The 15,810-nt window shown below is 64.5% G+C and carries 21 protein-coding genes; 8 read left to right on the top strand and 13 right to left on the bottom strand.

Annotated elements, in window-relative coordinates; translation table 11 throughout:
• Positions 1-58: 58 nt before the first annotated feature.
• Both ACXAJV_RS08580 and surE read right to left on the bottom strand, forming a co-directional pair.
• Positions 59-700: a protein-L-isoaspartate(D-aspartate) O-methyltransferase gene (locus ACXAJV_RS08580; protein WP_475084227.1), complete on the bottom strand. Its 642-nt coding sequence runs from the start codon at positions 698-700 to the stop codon at positions 59-61.
• 41 nt (positions 701-741) lie between these two features.
• A complete protein-coding gene (gene surE, locus ACXAJV_RS08575; protein ID WP_271185197.1) occupies positions 742-1,536 on the bottom strand; it encodes a 5'/3'-nucleotidase SurE in 795 nt (264 codons plus the stop codon).
• A 158-nt stretch (positions 1,537-1,694) separates the two neighbouring features.
• Between surE and ACXAJV_RS08570 the strand changes: the two genes are divergently transcribed.
• Both ACXAJV_RS08570 and ACXAJV_RS08565 read left to right on the top strand, forming a co-directional pair.
• The gene (locus tag ACXAJV_RS08570) at positions 1,695-1,922 is read left to right on the top strand and encodes a hypothetical protein (RefSeq protein ID WP_475084224.1); all 228 of its coding nucleotides are present in this window, start codon (positions 1,695-1,697) and stop codon (positions 1,920-1,922) included.
• The gene (locus ACXAJV_RS08565; RefSeq protein ID WP_475084222.1) at positions 1,919-2,296 is read left to right on the top strand and encodes a type II toxin-antitoxin system death-on-curing family toxin; all 378 of its coding nucleotides are present in this window, start codon (positions 1,919-1,921) and stop codon (positions 2,294-2,296) included. Before ACXAJV_RS08570 ends, ACXAJV_RS08565 begins: the two co-directional genes overlap by 4 nt.
• On the opposite strand, the gene serS is transcribed toward ACXAJV_RS08565, so the two are convergent.
• From serS to ACXAJV_RS08520, 9 genes are all read right to left on the bottom strand, one after another.
• Entirely contained in the window at positions 2,293-3,570 is a 1,278-nt protein-coding gene (gene serS / locus ACXAJV_RS08560; protein ID WP_475084220.1) for a serine--tRNA ligase, read from the bottom strand. The genes ACXAJV_RS08565 and serS overlap by 4 nt on opposite strands.
• A gap of 69 nt (positions 3,571-3,639) precedes the next feature.
• The gene (tatC, locus tag ACXAJV_RS08555; protein ID WP_475084217.1) at positions 3,640-4,458 is read right to left on the bottom strand and encodes a twin-arginine translocase subunit TatC; all 819 of its coding nucleotides are present in this window, start codon (positions 4,456-4,458) and stop codon (positions 3,640-3,642) included.
• 5 nt (positions 4,459-4,463) lie between these two features.
• Positions 4,464-4,823 carry a Sec-independent protein translocase protein TatB gene (tatB, locus tag ACXAJV_RS08550; protein WP_475084215.1) on the bottom strand — a complete coding sequence of 120 codons (360 nt, stop codon included), beginning with the start codon at positions 4,821-4,823 and terminating at the stop codon, positions 4,464-4,466.
• Positions 4,824-4,826: 3 nt separating this feature from the next.
• Positions 4,827-5,042, bottom strand: a complete 216-nt coding sequence (locus tag ACXAJV_RS08545) for a twin-arginine translocase TatA/TatE family subunit (protein ID WP_475084212.1) — start codon at positions 5,040-5,042, stop codon at positions 4,827-4,829.
• Positions 5,043-5,109: 67 nt separating this feature from the next.
• The gene (scpB, locus tag ACXAJV_RS08540; RefSeq protein ID WP_475084210.1) at positions 5,110-5,916 is read right to left on the bottom strand and encodes an SMC-Scp complex subunit ScpB; all 807 of its coding nucleotides are present in this window, start codon (positions 5,914-5,916) and stop codon (positions 5,110-5,112) included.
• The gene (locus tag ACXAJV_RS08535; RefSeq protein ID WP_475084208.1) at positions 5,909-6,718 is read right to left on the bottom strand and encodes a segregation and condensation protein A; all 810 of its coding nucleotides are present in this window, start codon (positions 6,716-6,718) and stop codon (positions 5,909-5,911) included. Before ACXAJV_RS08535 ends, scpB begins: the two co-directional genes overlap by 8 nt.
• A 27-nt stretch (positions 6,719-6,745) precedes the next feature.
• The gene (gene nagZ / locus ACXAJV_RS08530; protein WP_475084206.1) at positions 6,746-7,765 is read right to left on the bottom strand and encodes a beta-N-acetylhexosaminidase; all 1,020 of its coding nucleotides are present in this window, start codon (positions 7,763-7,765) and stop codon (positions 6,746-6,748) included.
• Positions 7,762-8,622 (bottom strand): SPOR domain-containing protein, encoded by an 861-nt coding sequence (locus tag ACXAJV_RS08525; protein WP_475084204.1) that lies wholly within the window; start codon positions 8,620-8,622, stop codon positions 7,762-7,764. The genes nagZ and ACXAJV_RS08525 overlap by 4 nt, the downstream gene beginning before the upstream one ends.
• A gap of 126 nt (positions 8,623-8,748) precedes the next feature.
• Entirely contained in the window at positions 8,749-9,954 is a 1,206-nt protein-coding gene (locus ACXAJV_RS08520; RefSeq protein ID WP_475084202.1) for a deoxyguanosinetriphosphate triphosphohydrolase, read from the bottom strand.
• Between the two features lie 65 nt (positions 9,955-10,019).
• On the opposite strand from ACXAJV_RS08520, the gene erpA reads away from it, so the two are divergent.
• Positions 10,020-10,349, top strand: a complete 330-nt coding sequence (erpA, locus tag ACXAJV_RS08515) for an iron-sulfur cluster insertion protein ErpA (protein WP_475084200.1) — start codon at positions 10,020-10,022, stop codon at positions 10,347-10,349.
• A gap of 41 nt (positions 10,350-10,390) precedes the next feature.
• Here erpA and ACXAJV_RS08510 read toward each other — a convergent pair whose 3' ends face one another.
• Complete coding sequence (locus ACXAJV_RS08510) at positions 10,391-11,089, bottom strand: winged helix-turn-helix transcriptional regulator (RefSeq protein WP_475084198.1); 699 nt, start codon at positions 11,087-11,089, stop codon at positions 10,391-10,393.
• Positions 11,090-11,148: 59 nt separating this feature from the next.
• Here ACXAJV_RS08510 and ACXAJV_RS08505 point away from each other — a divergent pair, with 59 nt between their 5' ends.
• The 4 genes from ACXAJV_RS08505 (at position 11,149) to ACXAJV_RS08490 (ending at position 13,627) form a co-directional block, all read left to right on the top strand.
• On the top strand, positions 11,149-11,577 hold the full coding sequence (locus tag ACXAJV_RS08505; protein ID WP_475084196.1) for a VOC family protein: 429 nt from the start codon (positions 11,149-11,151) through the stop codon (positions 11,575-11,577).
• A gap of 55 nt (positions 11,578-11,632) precedes the next feature.
• On the top strand, positions 11,633-11,986 hold the full coding sequence (locus ACXAJV_RS08500) for a DUF1428 domain-containing protein (protein ID WP_475084193.1): 354 nt from the start codon (positions 11,633-11,635) through the stop codon (positions 11,984-11,986).
• A gap of 81 nt (positions 11,987-12,067) precedes the next feature.
• A complete protein-coding gene (locus tag ACXAJV_RS08495) occupies positions 12,068-12,763 on the top strand; it encodes a nitroreductase (protein WP_475084191.1) in 696 nt (231 codons plus the stop codon).
• Between the two features lie 75 nt (positions 12,764-12,838).
• Positions 12,839-13,627 (top strand): exodeoxyribonuclease III, encoded by a 789-nt coding sequence (locus ACXAJV_RS08490; RefSeq protein ID WP_475084189.1) that lies wholly within the window; start codon positions 12,839-12,841, stop codon positions 13,625-13,627.
• Between the two features lie 9 nt (positions 13,628-13,636).
• On the opposite strand, the gene selD is transcribed toward ACXAJV_RS08490, so the two are convergent.
• Complete coding sequence (selD, locus tag ACXAJV_RS08485) at positions 13,637-14,689, bottom strand: selenide, water dikinase SelD (RefSeq protein ID WP_475084187.1); 1,053 nt, start codon at positions 14,687-14,689, stop codon at positions 13,637-13,639.
• A 54-nt stretch (positions 14,690-14,743) separates the two neighbouring features.
• Here selD and mnmH point away from each other — a divergent pair, with 54 nt between their 5' ends.
• Positions 14,744-15,805, top strand: coding sequence for a tRNA 2-selenouridine(34) synthase MnmH (gene mnmH, locus ACXAJV_RS08480; protein WP_475084186.1), 1,062 nt, complete (start codon positions 14,744-14,746; stop codon positions 15,803-15,805).
• Positions 15,806-15,810: the final 5 nt, after the last annotated feature.

Below are 15,810 nucleotides of genomic sequence, written 5' to 3'. Positions count from 1 at the left end.
GACTTGCCGGAAAATGGGGCAAAAAAACGGGCATCACTGTGGTCGCCCGGCCCTGAGGTCAGAGCGCCCTCGCCTCGCCCTTCACCAGCGGCACGAAACGCACATCCATGATGTCGGTCTCGACGATATCGTCGCCCTCGCGCACATAGCGCACCAGCACCTGCTTGATGTCACGATCAACCGGCGCCACGGCGATACCGCCATCCTTGAGCTGTTGGAGGATCGCGTCCGGACGCTGCGGTGCGGATGCGGTCAGGATGATGCGATCGAACGGCGCCTGTTCCGGCCAGCCGGCCGTGCCGTCGCCGATCCGCGTAACGATATTGGTCAGCCGCAGTGTCTCGAACCGGGCCTCGGCCTCGCGCGACAGCGTGCGATAGCGCTCGACCGTATAGACCCGGCGCGCCAGCCGGGCGAGCACGGCGGCCTGATAGCCTGACCCCGTTCCGATTTCCAGCACCTTGCAGCGATCGTCCAGCTTCAGGGCCTGGGTCATCAGGGCGACGATCAACGGCTGGGAGATGGTCTGCCCGCAATCGATCGGCAGCGCCCGGTCGTCATAGGCCTGGTCGCCGAAGCGGTCGGGCACGAAGAGATGACGCGGCGTGCGCTCGAGCGCGCCCATTACCTTCGCGTCGGTCACACCACCGCCACGCAGGCTCATGACCAGCTGGATCATGCGCGGGTCGGGCAGGTTCATCGGATCGTCCCTTCGATGCCGTGCGGTTACGCGCTGGCGGCTCAGCTCTTCGGCGGAACGCCGCCGAGCATCCGCTTCAGATTGCCCAGAGTTTCGCCGTGCGTGAGGTCCATGTGAAGGGGGGTGACGGAAATCTTGCCGTCGTAAACCGCCTTCAGGTCCACCCCTTCAGGCGGATTGGACAGGATGCCCTTGAAGGCGAGCCAGTAGTAATCCATTCCGCGCGGGTCGGTACGATGCTCGGCGTGCAGTATGTGCTGGTCGCGACGGCCCTGGCGGGTCACCTCGACCTCGGTCACATCCTCCGGCTTGCGGTCTGGGAAATTGATATTGATCAGTACGTCCTCGGGCCATTTCAGGTCGAACAGGCGGCGCAGGATCGGCGCGCCGTAAAGCTCGGCCGTCTCCCATTCGATCGGATCGCCCTTCTTGAAGCCATAGGCCTGCGACAGCGCAACCGACGGAATACCCAGCTGCATGCCCTGCATCGCACCGGCAACCGTTCCGGAGAAAGTCACGTCCTCGGCGATATTCTGGCCGCGATTGACGCCGGACAGCACGAGGTCCGGCTTCTTGCCCGGGATGATGTCCTGAACGCCCATCAACACGCAGTCGGTCGGCGTACCGGAAACGGAGAAACGCCGCTCATCGTACTGGCGCACGCGCAGCGGCGAATGCAGGGTCAGCGAACGCCCGGCCCCGGACTGTTCCTCGGCCGGCGCCACAATCCAAACATCGTCCGACAGATCCCGCGCGATCTTCTCCAGCACTTTGAGCCCGTGGGCCCGGATGCCATCATCATTGGTGAGCAGAATACGCGGATTGTCAGGGATCATGGGCTGGGCGTCCTTCGGCTTTCCTCCGGTCGCTTCTAGGGGGTTCCCGGCAAGGCGGCAATCAATGCATCAGTTCCGCGATCACATCCCCGCCAGACGGAACGTTTCACGAACGCATATTTCGTGATATCAAAAGCAGAGATATTCAGGAGTCGATCATGGGCCAGCCCCGGGAGCACTTTTCCGCAGATTTGGACGCCAGTCTTCTGGCCGAACTGAAAACGCTGGCCGAAGCAGAAGGCCGAGAGTTGCGGGTGCTGATCGACGAAGCGATCGCCGGGCTACTCAAAGCCAAGAAGGCGCCGAAAGTTCGTGATCATGTGATGGCCACCTACAAAGCAACCCATGATGAATATGCCGACGTGTACAAGAAGCTGGCCGAATGAGCTTCGACTACCTGACCCTCGAAGAGGTTCTTGCGATCCATGTCAATCAGATCGAAACCTACGGCGGATCACACGGTGTTCGGGATTGGGGCCAGCTAGAGTCGGCCCTCGCTCGTCCCAGGACCGGTTACTATCCCGACCCCATCGCCGAGGCAGCGGCGCTGTGGGAAAGTCTGGCACAAAATCACCCATTCGTTGACGGCAACAAGCGCACCAGTTTCGCCTGCACGACTACCTTCCTGCGTATCAATGGAGCCAACTTCGCTCCCGGCAAGCAGGACGTCATCGAATTCATCCTCGGCCTCTACGACACCGGGGAGTTCCGCTTCGGGAAGCTGGAGCCCTGGCTGCGTGCCAATAGTGCCGGACGCTAGGCGCCCAGCACTTCGAGCCCGCCCATGTAGGGGCGCAGCACGTCCGGCACGGTGATCGAACCGTCAGCGTTCTGGTAGTTCTCCATCACCGCCAGCAGGGCACGGCCCGTCGCCACGCCGGAGCCATTGAGCGTGTGCAGGAAGAGCGGACGCTTTTCGCCCTCCTTGCGGAAGCGGGCATTCATGCGCCGGGCCTGGAAGTCGCCGCAGTTCGAACAAGACGAAATCTCGCGATAATTCTTCTGGCTCGGCACCCAGACTTCCAGGTCGTAGGTGCGCTTGGCCGAGAAACCCATATCGCCTGAACACAGCAGCATCACGCGGTAGGGCAACCCCAGCAGCTGCAACACTTTTTCCGCACAGCCCGTCATGCGGTCCAGCTCGCCCGCGCTTTCGTCGGGTGTCGTGATGGCCACCATCTCCACCTTGTGGAACTGGTGCATGCGGATCATGCCGCGCGTATCCCGGCCGGCCGAACCGGCCTCGGCCCTAAAGCACGGCGTGTGCGCCGTCATGCGCATTGGCAGCGCACTTTCCGGATGGATCGCCTCACGCGCCAGATTGGTCAGCGGCACTTCGGCCGTCGGGATCAGCCAGCGATGGTCGGTCGTGCGGAAGAGATCGTCGGCGAATTTGGGCAACTGCCCGGTGCCGAACATCGCCTCATCGCGCACCATGTAGGGCGGCGAGACTTCCAGATAGCCATGCTCGGACGTATGCAGGTCGAGCATGAATTGTGCGAGTGCACGCTCGAGACGCGCCAAAGGCCCTTTCAGTGCCACGAAGCGCGCGCCCGACAGGGCGGCTGCGCCCTCGAAGTCCATCTGGCCGAGCCCCTCACCCAGATCGACATGGTCCTTCGGCTCGAAGTCGAATTCGCGCGGATCGCCCCAGCGGCGCTGTTCGACATTGCCCGCCTCGTCTTCGCCGGCCGGTACGCTCTCTTCCGGCAAGTTCGGCAGCGCGGCGAGGTGCTGGTTCAAGGTCTCGTCGAAATGGCGCGCCTGCTGACCGGCTTCTTCCAGCACGGTCTTCAGGCGGTCGACTTCCGCGCGCAAACGATTGAACGCGTCCTCATCGCCCGAGGCCTTTGCCTTGCCGATCTGCTTGGACAGCGCATTGCGTTCCGTCTCGGCTTCCTGCTGCTTGGTCAGAGCCTCGCGGCGCTGCGTGTCGAGGGCGATCAGCTGGGAGGATTGAGGTTCCAGGCCGCGCAGGGCGAGGCCCTGGTCGAAAGCTTCGGGATTGTCGCGAACGAGCTTGATATCGTGCATGGCTGGAACCGTTGTCTGGAACAGGTGAAAACGCGGCTATAGCCGCGCCCGGGCGCGGCGTAAACCGGATCAGGAGGCAGAGGCGTCTTCGTCCTCGCCGCGCTCTTTCGGTTCCATCAGGTGCATCGCCCCGATCGATACGAAATAGAGCAGCAGGAGCGCACCGCCGAGCATGATCTGGCTGATCGGATCGGGCGGCGTCGCAAAGGCGGCGAACAGGGCGATACCGACCACCGCAAAACGCCACCCCTTCAGCAGGGTCTGCGCGCGCAGGATACCCGCCTTGGCCAGCAGCATCAGGAAGACCGGCATCTGGAAGGATATCCCGAATACCAGCATGAGCGTGGTGATCAGGTTCATGTAGTCAGATACGTTCAGCAGGAGCTCGATCCGTGTCCCTGCCAGTTCCGGTACCTGTTCCTGCCCCAGCGAGAACCGCATCACCATGGGCAGGACGAGATAGTAGACGAAAGCCACGCCGATACCGAACAGAAGCGGTGACAGCGCAAGGAAAGGCGCGAAGGCGCCGCGTTCGTTCTTGTAGAGGCCCGGCGCGACGAAGCTGTAAACCTGCCAGGCGATGACCGGGAAGATGACGATGATCGCGCCGACCAGCGAGAGCTTCAGGCGCACGAAGAAGAATTCAAGCGGCGCGAAGAAATTCGCTGTCAGGTTCAGCTCCTCCACCGGCACGCCGCGCACGGCCGCGGCAGCGTCACGATAGGGGATGAGCAGCAGCTGGTAGAGCTGGCTGGAGAAGATGAAACAGGTGATGAAGCCGACCGTCAGGCAGGCGATGATGATGATCAGCCGCGAGCGCAGTTCGATCAGGTGGTCGATCAGCGGCGCCCGGCTCGCCTCGACTTCATCATCCTCGACATGACCCATGGCGGCTAACCGTCACCCCGTTCCGGCAGGCTGGCCGGCTTGTCCGATTGCGCCGCGGCAATCTTCTGCTGGCGCACCTCGTCATCGCCGAAGCGCGCTTCATAGGCGACCTTGTCGATCTCACCGCGGATCTGCTCGACCGGGTTGGACTTTTTCAGCGCCTCGATTTCCTTGCGAAGCTCGGCGAGTTCGGTCTCGCGGCCGATTTCCTCAAAGGAGTGCTGGAACTCCTTCGCCATGGCGCGCATCTGGGCCATCACCTGGCCAACCTTGCGCATCATGACAGGCAGCTGTTGCGGCCCGACGACCACAAGCGCCAGGACCAGAACCACCATCAATTCCGGCATGCCGATGCCGGGGCTCATCGCCTAGCTCCCGGTCTTTTCGTCGTCGCGGGTTTCGCTGCCGATCGCGGACGCATCGTTCGAGGTCGACTCGCTGTCGTCGTCGTCCTTGAGGCCCTTGCGGAAGCTCGTGATCCCCTTGGCGAAATCACCCATCACCGAAGCGATCTTGCCGCGCCCGCCAAACAGCAGAACGGCGAGCAGGACGACCAGCAGGATTTGCCACATACCCGGAGCCATATGCCCCTCCGACTTGAAGAACTCGTTCTGATCTACTGCGTTTGCTGCGCTGCGTCCAATCCCGGCCTCAGGCGGCGCCGTCCGGATCGTCGTCGCTTTCCATGAAGTCGACATGGAAGGCGTGAATTTCCTCGTCGTCCAGCGGGTCCTCGATCAATTCGGGTTGTTCGACGCGTGACGGGTCCGGCACGGTGAAATCGGGCGGCAAGCGCGCATCGAGCAGGCCGGCAGCCTTGAGGTCGGCCATGCCGGGCAGATCGCCGATCGTCGACAGCGAGAAATATTCGAGAAACTGCGATGTCGTGCCGTAAGTGATCGGGCGCCCCGGCGTGCGGCGGCGGCCGCGCGGCCGTATCCAGCGCAGTTCGAACAGGAGGTCCAGCGTGCCCTTGGACACGGCAACACCGCGGATCTCCTCGATCTCGGCGCGCGTCACCGGTTGGTGATAGGCGATAATCGACAGCGTCTCCAGCGCCGCTTGGGACAGTTTGCGCGGTTCCTGGCGGACCTCAACCAGTACTTCGGCGAGATCCGGCGCGGTTTCGAAACGCCAGCGCCCGCCGACTTCCGTCAGGCGTACACCGCGCTCCTCATACTCCGCGGCCAGCGTTGCCAGCAAAGCCTGGATATTCGCCTCGAGCGGCAGACGCCCGATCAGGGTTTCCTCGTCCAGCGGCTCGTTGGCGGCAAACAGGAGCGCCTCGAGAATACGCAGGTTCTGACGTTCGGTATTCACGGCCAGATGCACACCCAGCGCCTTGGAGGCCTCGTCATCCGCCAGCACGGACGGCCCCTGCCGGTCCGCGCGTTCGCGCAGCGCCGCGATCGCATCGGAAATTGCGTCGCCGGTCTTGCCGTCTTCCTCGTCAGTCATGCTCTGCGTTGTCCCCGGCAGCCCGAACGTAGAGCGGGGCATAGGCCTCGCGCTGACACAATCGTGCATGGCCTTCCTTGGTGATTTCAAGGGCGGCCAGCATCGAACTGGCCCGAACCGAGCGCAGAGGCGGCGGATTGGCGCCCAGCTCGCCCATGTCCGGCAGCAGGGTATCGAGGTCCCGCCAGTCGCGGATTTCCGGCATCAGCTTGTCCAGCCGCTGGCGGGCCGTATCGAGCTGGTAGACACGCGGCGAAGGCGGCCGGTAGGACGAGCGCGCCTGCCGGATCCGGCGGCGCGAATAGGCCGACAGAAGGTCGTGCAGGTCGGCCTCATAGATCACCGACCGGGTGGAGCGGACACCGTCCGGCTGCCCGCCGGGGTGCACATCGGTGTGCAAAAGCGGCTGGGCAAACAGGGCTTCCCCGGCGGCGCGCATGGCTTCCAGGCGCCGAAGACGGAAGGCCAGCGCCGCAGCCATCACCTCGGCCGGCGCCTCGTCCTCATCCTTCTTCGGCTTGGGCAAGAGCATTTTCGATTTCAGGAAGGCCAGCCAGGCCGCCATCACCAGATAGTCGGCCGCCAGATCGAGCCGGCGGCGGCGCGCGGCCTCCATAAATTGCAAATACTGTTCGGCCAGCTCCAGGATCGAGATCCGGGCCAGATCGACCTTGCGTTTGCGGGCGAGAGCCAGGAGCAGGTGGAGCGGGCCTTCGAAACCGTCCAGATCGACGATCAGGGCGTCGGCTTCCGCCTCTTCGGCGGCTTCAAACCGGACGTCCTCCTCGAACTCCTCAATCAAGTTTCGCTCCGACACGTGAGCGCCCCGCTAGCCAGTGACAGGTTCAAGCATGGCAGTCAGCCGCGATTCGGCGTCCTGCGGGTCAAATTCTTCGATCGTTGCACGCACCGCGGCGGCAGCATCAGCCCGCTCCAGGCGCTTGCCATCCAGCCGTGCAGCCCCTTCGGCGACGGCCTTCATCTCCGCCATATCGCCATTGCAGTGAAGCAGCATATCACATCCGGCCTTCAAGGACCGTTCGCCACGCTCGCGGAACGTCCCCTGCAGCGCTTTCATCGACAGATCGTCGGTCATCAGGAGACCGTCAAAACCGATCTCGTCGCGGATCACCTTTTCTACGACTTCGCGTGACTGGGTCGCCGGGGCGCTGTCATCGATATCGGCGTAGACGATGTGCGCCGTCATCGCCATCGGTGCGTCGTTCAGGGCCTTGAAGGGCGCAAAATCGGTTTCGGACAGAAGGCCATGCTCCTCCGGCACGACCGGCAATTCCAGATGGCTGTCGGCTTTCGCCCGGCCATGACCGGGAATATGTTTGATGATCGGAGCAACACCACCGGCCATCAGCCCTTCCATGGCGGCGCGTCCGAGATGGGCGATAGGTTCCGGCGTGGTCCCGAAGGCACGATCGCCGATAATCGCGTCAGCCCCCTCGATGCGCAGGTCGGCGACGGGCGCACAATCGACATCGATCCCGACCGCACGCAGCTCGTGCGCGAGCAGGCGATGATTGAGCCGTGTCGCCTCGATCGCGGCTTCCTCGTCCTTCAGATAGAGATCGGCAAAACGCTGGGCCGCAGGTGCCGCTCGCCAGGTCGGTGGCTTGAGGCGTGCCACGCGCCCGCCTTCCTGGTCGATCAGGATCGGCACATCGCGGCCCACACAGTCGCGCAATTCCAGCGTCAGGCGCGACAGCTGGCGCACGCCTTCGACATTGCGGGCGAACAGGATGAAGCCCCAGGGATCGGCATCGCGGAAGAAGGCCTTTTCTTCCGGATCGAGCGTCAGACCGGACAGACCATAGATCGCCGAAGACACACCGCTCATCGGCGCGCCACCAGACAGTCCTGACCGCGGCCCTGCAGGGTCGAGCAGAAGCTGACCGCGTCATCGCGCGTCTCGAAGGCCGCGATGCGCAGGCGGTGATAGGTGCCGCGATTGGGAATCTCGACTTGCGCCACATCCGGCGCGAGGCCTGAGGCGATATCGGCAAAGCGTGTGCGGAAGGCGACCCAGGCCGCTTCGGCATCGGCTTCGCTGCGGAAGGCGGCAATCTGGACCACCCAGTCGCCATTGCGGTTCACTGCCGGAGCCGGCTGGGCCGGTGCGGGATCGGGCCGGGTTTCCACCGGGGCGGGTTCAGGCTCGGGATCGCGCGTGACGGGCGCGGGCTCTGGCTCGCTCTGCGCCGGTGTTGTTTCCTGCGGCTCGGGATCGGGCTGGGTCTCGGCCGGACGCTCGGGCGCGGGGCGCGGCGTGACGTCCTCGCCGGTCTCGTCGGCATCGACCGTCTCGACCCGCAGGGCCGGACGGCTGTCCTCGATCGGTTCTTCCGGCGCCGGGCGCAGGGAGACCGGACCGTCCCCCTCATCGCTGTCACCGGTCAGGCGGTCATAGACTTCCAGATCAGTATCCGGCGTCTCCTCGCCGCCCGGATCGGCCGGACGTTCGCGATAGGGTTCTTCGTTCGGAACAAGGCGCGGTGCGCCGTCACGGCCGCTTTCGCGCAGACCCTGATTATAGGCGCTCCAGACGACACCGAGGAACAGGATGAAGACCGCCAGCGCTGCCGTGAGCAGCAACGGTCCGCGGCGCGCATCTTCCTCGCGCGCATCGAAAGTGGAGAACTCGTCCGCCGGCGGGGCATAGGCGCCGATGCGGCTGTCATCATCCTTGTCGGTCATCGTGCTCTGGCGTCTCACAGCTCTTGCGGCAAGCGAATCGCTTCCCGCGCGAAAAACGATAGCACCGGATGGCGCCGCAATTCATGCGCCGGTGCAGCCCGGTGCGGCCACATCCGGCAGCCTGGCTCAGAAATATCCCTGAACCGTGAACAGGCGGCGGTGTTCCTCAACGGCGAACCGGTCGGTCATGCCGGCGATATAGTCGCAGACATGGCGCGCCGACTCCGCCGTGCCGGCGCCCTGCATCCCCGCCTGAACATCGGTCGGCAAGACACCGGGATCGTTGAGATAAAGATCAAACAGATCACGCATCACACGACCCGCCTGGCTCATCATCCGGTTCACCTTGTAGTGCCGGTACATGTGGGCAAAGAGATGGCGGCGCAGCGCGGCCAGGTGCAGCACCATCTCCTCGGAGAAGGCCACGACGGGCTGGTCGAGCCGGCGGAGATCCTCCGCCGTCTCCGGCCGGGCCGCATCGAGCCGCCGGCGCGTCTCTTCCAGTACATCGCCGACCATCACCCCGATCAGGTCGCGCACCGCCTCGTGGATGACGATGGTGCGCGGCTGGCCCGGCCAGCGTTTTTCGACACGGCGGAAGATTTCACCGACCAGCGGCAGTTCCAGCAGGGGCTCTAGCTGAAGAAGGCCCGAGCGCAGACCGTCATCGATATCGTGATTATTGTAGGCGATGTCGTCGGACAGGGCCGCTATCTGCGCTTCCAGGCCGGCATGCGTGTCGAGTTCCAGATCGCGCCAGCCGTCATAATCGGTGAAAGCCCAGGCCAGGTCCGCCTCGCCCGAAGCCTCGGTGAGCAGCGGCCCGTTATGCTTGACCACGCCTTCCAGCGTCTCCCAGGTCAGGTTCAGCCCCTCGAACTGCGGATAGCGCACTTCCAGCTTTGTCACGACGCGCAGGGTCTGGGCGTTGTGGTCGAAGCCGCCATAGTCTTTCATGCGCTGGGCGAGAACGCGCTCGCCCTCATGACCGAAAGGCGGATGGCCCAGATCGTGCGCCAGGGCCAGCGCCTCAGCGAGATCCTCGTCGGCCCCCAGCGTGCGGGCGAGGGTGCGGGCGATCTGGGCGACTTCCAGGGAATGGGTCAGACGGGTGCGGTACTGATCACCCTCATGCGCCACGAAGACCTGGGTCTTTTCCTTCAGGCGGCGGAAAGCGGCCGAGTGGATGATGCGATCGCGGTCGCGCTGGAAGGCATTCCGCATGGCGCTGTCGGGCTGGTCGAACCGGCGGCCGCGGGATCGCGACGGGTGGCAGGCAAAGGAGGCTCGGCTTCGGTCGGTCGCCGCAATCGTCATATCGGGGCCTTTCATCGGCGCACTTGGCGGTCCATATACGGTATGACGTTGCGAAACTGAATGCCCCAACGGGTTTTGCCATGACAGCCAATGTGACCCTCTCGGCCTCCGCGGCCAAACAGATCAACGCCATCCTCGCCGGCCAGACGGCGGGCACGTTGCTGCGCGTGGGCGTGGAAGGCGGCGGCTGCTCCGGTTTTTCCTACACATTTGCCCTCGATGCCGATGTCCGCGAAGACGATCAGCTGATCGAGCGCGACGGCGCGAAAGTCGTGATCGACGAAGCCTCCCTGCCCTTCCTGGACGGCTCGGAAATCGATTATGTCGACGAGCTGATCGGCGCCGCCTTCAAGATCCACAACCCGAACGCCACGGCGGCGTGCGGCTGCGGAACCAGCTTCTCGATCTGATTTAGGCTTTCTCTTCCCCACACCGTTGGGAGAAAAGGCGCTCAGCCCGGCTTTGGCGCGGTATCCGGCATCGGGAAACATCCGGGCAGGCTTTCGGCCAGCAACCGGTCGCCCGAAACCGTCATCGCCCCGTCCGCTTCCAGCTGATCCAGCGGCACGCCGCCATAGATGAGGCCGGCCAGCGCCTGGCTGCCGGCCGTCAGCACGACATCGGCGTCAGGGTTTTTGCCCGGCTCGATCTCCAGCCGCCCCTGCCCGATCCGGCAGGTCAGACGGATATCGCCAATGACAAAATCCAGCGTACCGGTCAGCGCGCCGGCGCATGCGCCGTCGAACATGGTGCGCAGGGACATCATGAAGGAGGCGGCGCTGAAATTCTGCCCGTCCTTCCAGGGGGAGCGCACGGCCCAGCGGCCCAGCGCCTCGAAGAGCGGCCGGGTCTCCCAGCCCCATTCCGTCAGTTCGTAAACCCGTACGGCTGCCGGCGGCGGCAATTCCCGGCGCCGGACCACACCGGCGGCCTCGAGCCCTTCCAGCCGCTGGGTCAACACATTCGCGCTGAGCCCCGGCAGGGCGGCACGGATGTCAGTAAAGCGCTTGGGCCCGGTGTGCAGTTCACGCACGACCAGCAGTGCCCAGCGCTCACCCAGAATCTCCATGGCATGGGCGGCCGCACAGGCATCGTCATACCGCTTGGGCGGACCGGCACTGCCGATTTTAGTTATTTTTTGTGACTTCATGGTTGCTTTTTATAATCTCGTTCGGCAAGGTCGCCAAGACCAAGGCAAGAGGGACCTCTATGACCCAGATGATATTCGTCAACCTTCCCGTGACCGATCTGGATCGCTCGATCCGCTTTTACGAGGGCGTGGGCGCCAGCCGGGACCCGCGTTTTTGCGATGACAGTGCCGCCATGGTGCGATTCTCGGACACGATCTGCGTCATGCTGCTCACGCATGAGCGCTTCGCCAGCTTCACCGACCGCGACATCATTGACGCGCACTCCAGCGCCCAGGTTCTCAACTGCCTGTCCCGCGAGAGCCGCGACCAGGTCGACGAGACCGTCACCCGGGCCGTGACCGCTGGCGGGGGGGCCGACCCGTCGCCCGTTCAGGAGCACGGCTTCATGTATGGCCGCAGCTTCGCCGACCCGGATGGCCACATCTGGGAGCTGGCCTGGATGGATATCGAAGCCGCGCTCGCCCAGAGCGAGATGGCCGACGCCTGATCAACAAACCCACCCTGATCGACTCAATCCACACAGTAAAAAGGACAGACATTTCATGACCTATGTAAGCGGAATGGTGGCCCCGGTTCCCAACAGCCAGCGCGACGCCTTTATCGCCCATGCCCGCCAAGCGGCCGAGCACTTCAAGAAGCACGGCGCCCTGAGCATCATGGAGACCTGGGGCGATGACGTGCCGGACGGCGAACTCACCTCCTTCCCGATGGCAGTAAAGCTCAAGGATGACGAGACCGTGGTCTTCTCGTGGATCGTCTGGCCCTCCAAAGACGCCGCCGACGCGGCCTTCCAGGCCATGATGGAAGACCCGGCCTTCAGCGAAGAGAGCAATCCGATGCCCTTCGACGGCAAGCGCCTGATCTTCGGCGGTTTCGAGCCCGTGTTCGAGGCGTAAGGCACCGGCTGGCCGCAACGGGCAATTGCCTCATTGCGGCCGGCCGCTAGTCTGGCCCGGGACACTTCCTGCGAGGCCAGAATGACCGACAAGACGACCGGCGTTGCCGATGCGCTCCGCCACCGCATCTCCACCCGCGCCTTTCTCGACACCCCGGTGAGCGAAGCGGACGTGCGCCGCCTGCTGGAACTGGCCAGCCGCGCGCCATCGGGCGGAAATCTCCAGCCCTGGCAGGTCCATGTCGTCGCCGGTGAGGCGCGCCAGCGTGTCATCGACGCGGTGAAGCAGAGCCAGGCCACGCATTTCAAGGGCGAGCCGGAGCTGGAATATCGCGTCTATCCCAAACCGCTGGAAGAACCCTGGTATTCCCGGCGTTTTGCCTGCGGCGAGGCCATGTATGCCTCGATCGGCATCGAGCGCGAGGACAAGACCGGCCGGCTGATGCAGTTCGCCCGCAATTTCGAATTCTTCGACGCGCCGGTCGGCCTGTTTGTCTCCCTGCACACCTCCATGCAGCCGGGCCAATGGTCCGATTGCGGCATGTTCATCCAGTCCTTCCTGCTCGCCGCCGACGAGGCCGGCCTGGCGACCTGCTGCCAGGAATTCTGGGCGGCCTTCCCGAAGGCGGTCAAAGGCGCGGTCGGCATTTCTGACGACTACACGCTGTTCTGCGGCATCGCCCTGGGCCATGCCGACCCCGACGCACCGGTCAACACGACCCGGACCGACCGGGCGGGCGTGGACGAATTTGCCAGCTTTACCGGATTTGACGGGTGAGCACCGCCCTCGCCGCTTTCATCGTCCGCAAAACGCCTTAAGCTGCGGCCGCACCCCAACAGAACCGGTATCGCCATGCCTCTCACAGTCGCTTCCTGGAACGTCAACTCGATCAAGGCGCGCCTGCCCAACGTGCTGGAATGGCTGGAGGAAGCGGCTCCGGACGTCGTCTGCCTGCAGGAGATCAAGACGGTCGACGAAAACTTCCCGCGCGAGGAAATCGAGCGGCTCGGCTATAATATCGAGACCCATGGCCAGAAGACCTATAACGGCGTCGCCATCCTCTCCAAATACCCGTTCGAAGAGGTGACGCCGCGGCTTCCCGGCGACGACGAGGACGAGCAGGCGCGCTATCTGGAAGCCGTGATCGCCGCCGAGAGCGGGCCGGTCCGGATCGCATCGATCTACCTGCCGAACGGCAATCCGGCGCCGGGACCCAAATACGACTACAAGCTCGCCTGGATGGAACGCCTGCGCCGCCATGCAGAAGGCCTGCTCGCCTTCGAGGAACCGCTCATCCTGGCCGGCGACTATAACTGCATCCCGCGCGACAGCGATTGCTGGGATCCGGCGGTGTGGGCCGACGATGCCCTCGCCCTGCCGGACACACGTGCCGCCTTCCGCGCTCTGAAATGGCTCGGCTTCACCGAGGCCTTCGAACAGGTCGACGGGCGTGGTCACCAATACACCTTCTACGACTACCAGGCGGGCCGCTGGCAAAAGGGCCATGGCATCCGGATCGACCATCTCCTGTGCTCACCGCAGGCCGCAGACCGGCTGGAAGGCGTGGAAATCCACACAAAGACGCGCGGCAAGGAAAAGGCCTCCGACCACATCCCGATCGTCGGCAGTTTCGCGCTCTAGACGCGCCCTTCAGTCAACATTGACGCCAGTCGGACCGGCTTCCATCGCGCCGATCACAGCGGCATCCGTATGACCGTGCTGGCGGAAGACCTCCAGCACGGCATCGGCGCTGTCCGGAGCACAGGAGACCAGCAGACCGCCACTGGTCTGCGGGTCGCACAGCAGGGCGCGCTCGACATCGCCGAGGCGGGCGGCGAGCGTCACACCGTCTGCCACGGCAGACCAGTTGCGTCCCGATGCCCCGGTCTTGATTCCCTCGCCCGCCAGTGCGCGCGCCGCATCGAAGACCGGCACGCGGTCCCAGTCGATCCGGGCTTTGAGGCCGCTTCCCTGTGCCATCTCCGTCAGGTGCCCCAACAGGCCGAAGCCGGTGACATCCGTGGCCGCGTGGACACCGGCCATACAGGACAGCGCAGCGCCTGGCGTATTGAGCCGCGTGGTCGAGGCGATCATCTCGGCATAGGCGTCTTCGGCCAGGAGGCCGCGCTTGAGCGCCGCGGAATAAATGCCGATCCCCAGGGGTTTGCCGAGGATGAGGACATCGCCAGCCTTTGCCCTCGCATTCGCCAGCAGGCGGTCGGGATGCACAAGGCCCAGCGCCACGAGACCATAGATCGGCTCAGCCGCATCGATGGAATGACCGCCGGCGACCGGCGCGCCCGCAGCCTCGGCGACCGAGCGGCCGCCCTCCAGGATCAGGCGCACGGTCTCGCGCGGCAGCGCATTCACAGGCATGCCGACAATGGCGAGGCAGAAGATCGGCGTTGCGCCCATGGCATAGACGTCCGACAGCGCATTGGTCGCCGCGATGCGACCGAAGTCGAAAGGGTCGTCCACGATCGGGGTGAAGAAGTCGGTCGTCGCAACCAGCGCCGTCTCGTCATTGACGCGCCAGACCGCGGCATCGTCGCGCGTGGCCGCATCGACGAGTAGATCCTTCGGCATGGGAAAGCCCGACGGTGCACCCAGGATATCGGTCAGGACGGCCGGATCGAGCTTGCAGCCACAGCCGCCGCCATGCGCCAACGAAGTCAGCCGCACTGCCTGTGTGTCATCCATCATCCCGAACCGCTCCGTTTTCGCTAGTCTGCACCCCGAACAGGGGATCGACGCCACATGCCGCGCCTTGCCTACACAGATGACCTATCGGCGGAGGAATTGGAACGCTTCGATATCATCATCGATGTGCGCTCCCCGTCCGAGTTTGCCGAAGACCACCTGCCCGGCGCCATCAACCTGCCCGTCCTGGACGATGCCGAACGCGCCCGCGTCGGCACCCACTATACCCAGGTCTCCGCCTTCGAGGCGCGGCGCATGGGCGCAGCCCTGGTCTCGCGCAATATCGCCCGGCACCTGGAGACGGCGCTGGCAGACAGGCCCAAAGAGTTCAAGCCGCTGATCTATTGCTGGCGCGGCGGCATGCGGTCTCAATCCATGGGACTGGTACTGGCATCGGTGGGCTGGAAGGTGACGCTGATCGAGGGCGGTTATCGCACCTGGCGGCGCCAGGTCGTCGCGGCGCTGGAGACCGGCAATGCCCCGCGCGTCGTATTGATCGACGGTCAGACGGGGACCGGCAAGACGGCCCTGCTGCACGCGCTCGCCACCGAGGGTGAACAGGTGATCGATCTGGAAGGCCTGGCCCATCATCGCGGCTCGATCTTCGGCGATTTCGCCGGCACGCCCCAGCCCGGTCAGAAAGCTTTCGAAACCGCCCTGTACGACCAGCTGCGCCATATGGACCCGTCACGCCCGGTCTTCGTGGAGGCCGAGTCTCGCCAGGTCGGGCACCGCCGCGTTCCGCCGCAACTGTGGGACGCCATGCAGGCCGCACCACGCATCACCGTCACCGTTCCGGTCGACGAACGCGCCCGCTATCTCGTCAAGGCCTATCCGGACCTGCTGGCGGATGCGGGCAAGCTGGAGGCCGCTTTCGAGGGGCTCAAATCCTTTCACGCCAAAACCCGCATCGCCGAATGGCGGGCACTCGCTCAGGCCGGCGACTGGCACGCCCTCGCCCGGGCGCTGGTCACACAGCACTACGACCCCGCCTATAACCGTGCCCGCAAGCGCCAGGAGCCCGGCAGCGGCCCGGTCAAAGTGGAGGTTGAGCGCCTCGACGAGGCAGGTCTCACGGCCGCGGCGACGCGCATCATAGCGATCGCGAAAACGCTCTGACCTCT

It is taken from the genome of Maricaulis sp. ABE4_448, from assembly GCF_056160825.1.
The sequence above is the reverse complement of the archived record's forward strand: the minus strand, read 5'-3'. Positions and strand labels throughout refer to the sequence as shown.

Coding starts and splice junctions, on each gene's coding strand:
- ACXAJV_RS08580 (WP_475084227.1), bottom strand. CDS start 700: ATGAACCTGCCCGACCCGCGCATGATCCAGCTGGTCATGAGCCTGCGT.
- surE (WP_271185197.1), bottom strand. CDS start 1,536: ATGATCCCTGACAATCCGCGTATTCTGCTCACCAATGATGATGGCATC.
- ACXAJV_RS08570 (WP_475084224.1), top strand. CDS start 1,695: ATGGGCCAGCCCCGGGAGCACTTTTCCGCAGATTTGGACGCCAGTCTT.
- ACXAJV_RS08565 (WP_475084222.1), top strand. CDS start 1,919: ATGAGCTTCGACTACCTGACCCTCGAAGAGGTTCTTGCGATCCATGTC.
- serS (WP_475084220.1), bottom strand. CDS start 3,570: ATGCACGATATCAAGCTCGTTCGCGACAATCCCGAAGCTTTCGACCAG.
- tatC (WP_475084217.1), bottom strand. CDS start 4,458: ATGGGTCATGTCGAGGATGATGAAGTCGAGGCGAGCCGGGCGCCGCTG.
- tatB (WP_475084215.1), bottom strand. CDS start 4,823: ATGAGCCCCGGCATCGGCATGCCGGAATTGATGGTGGTTCTGGTCCTG.
- ACXAJV_RS08545 (WP_475084212.1), bottom strand. CDS start 5,042: ATGGCTCCGGGTATGTGGCAAATCCTGCTGGTCGTCCTGCTCGCCGTT.
- scpB (WP_475084210.1), bottom strand. CDS start 5,916: ATGACTGACGAGGAAGACGGCAAGACCGGCGACGCAATTTCCGATGCG.
- nagZ (WP_475084206.1), bottom strand. CDS start 7,765: ATGAGCGGTGTGTCTTCGGCGATCTATGGTCTGTCCGGTCTGACGCTC.
- ACXAJV_RS08525 (WP_475084204.1), bottom strand. CDS start 8,622: ATGACCGACAAGGATGATGACAGCCGCATCGGCGCCTATGCCCCGCCG.
- ACXAJV_RS08520 (WP_475084202.1), bottom strand. CDS start 9,954: ATGAAAGGCCCCGATATGACGATTGCGGCGACCGACCGAAGCCGAGCC.
- erpA (WP_475084200.1), top strand. CDS start 10,020: ATGACAGCCAATGTGACCCTCTCGGCCTCCGCGGCCAAACAGATCAAC.
- ACXAJV_RS08510 (WP_475084198.1), bottom strand. CDS start 11,089: ATGAAGTCACAAAAAATAACTAAAATCGGCAGTGCCGGTCCGCCCAAG.
- ACXAJV_RS08505 (WP_475084196.1), top strand. CDS start 11,149: ATGACCCAGATGATATTCGTCAACCTTCCCGTGACCGATCTGGATCGC.
- ACXAJV_RS08500 (WP_475084193.1), top strand. CDS start 11,633: ATGACCTATGTAAGCGGAATGGTGGCCCCGGTTCCCAACAGCCAGCGC.
- ACXAJV_RS08495 (WP_475084191.1), top strand. CDS start 12,068: ATGACCGACAAGACGACCGGCGTTGCCGATGCGCTCCGCCACCGCATC.
- ACXAJV_RS08490 (WP_475084189.1), top strand. CDS start 12,839: ATGCCTCTCACAGTCGCTTCCTGGAACGTCAACTCGATCAAGGCGCGC.
- selD (WP_475084187.1), bottom strand. CDS start 14,689: ATGATGGATGACACACAGGCAGTGCGGCTGACTTCGTTGGCGCATGGC.
- mnmH (WP_475084186.1), top strand. CDS start 14,744: ATGCCGCGCCTTGCCTACACAGATGACCTATCGGCGGAGGAATTGGAA.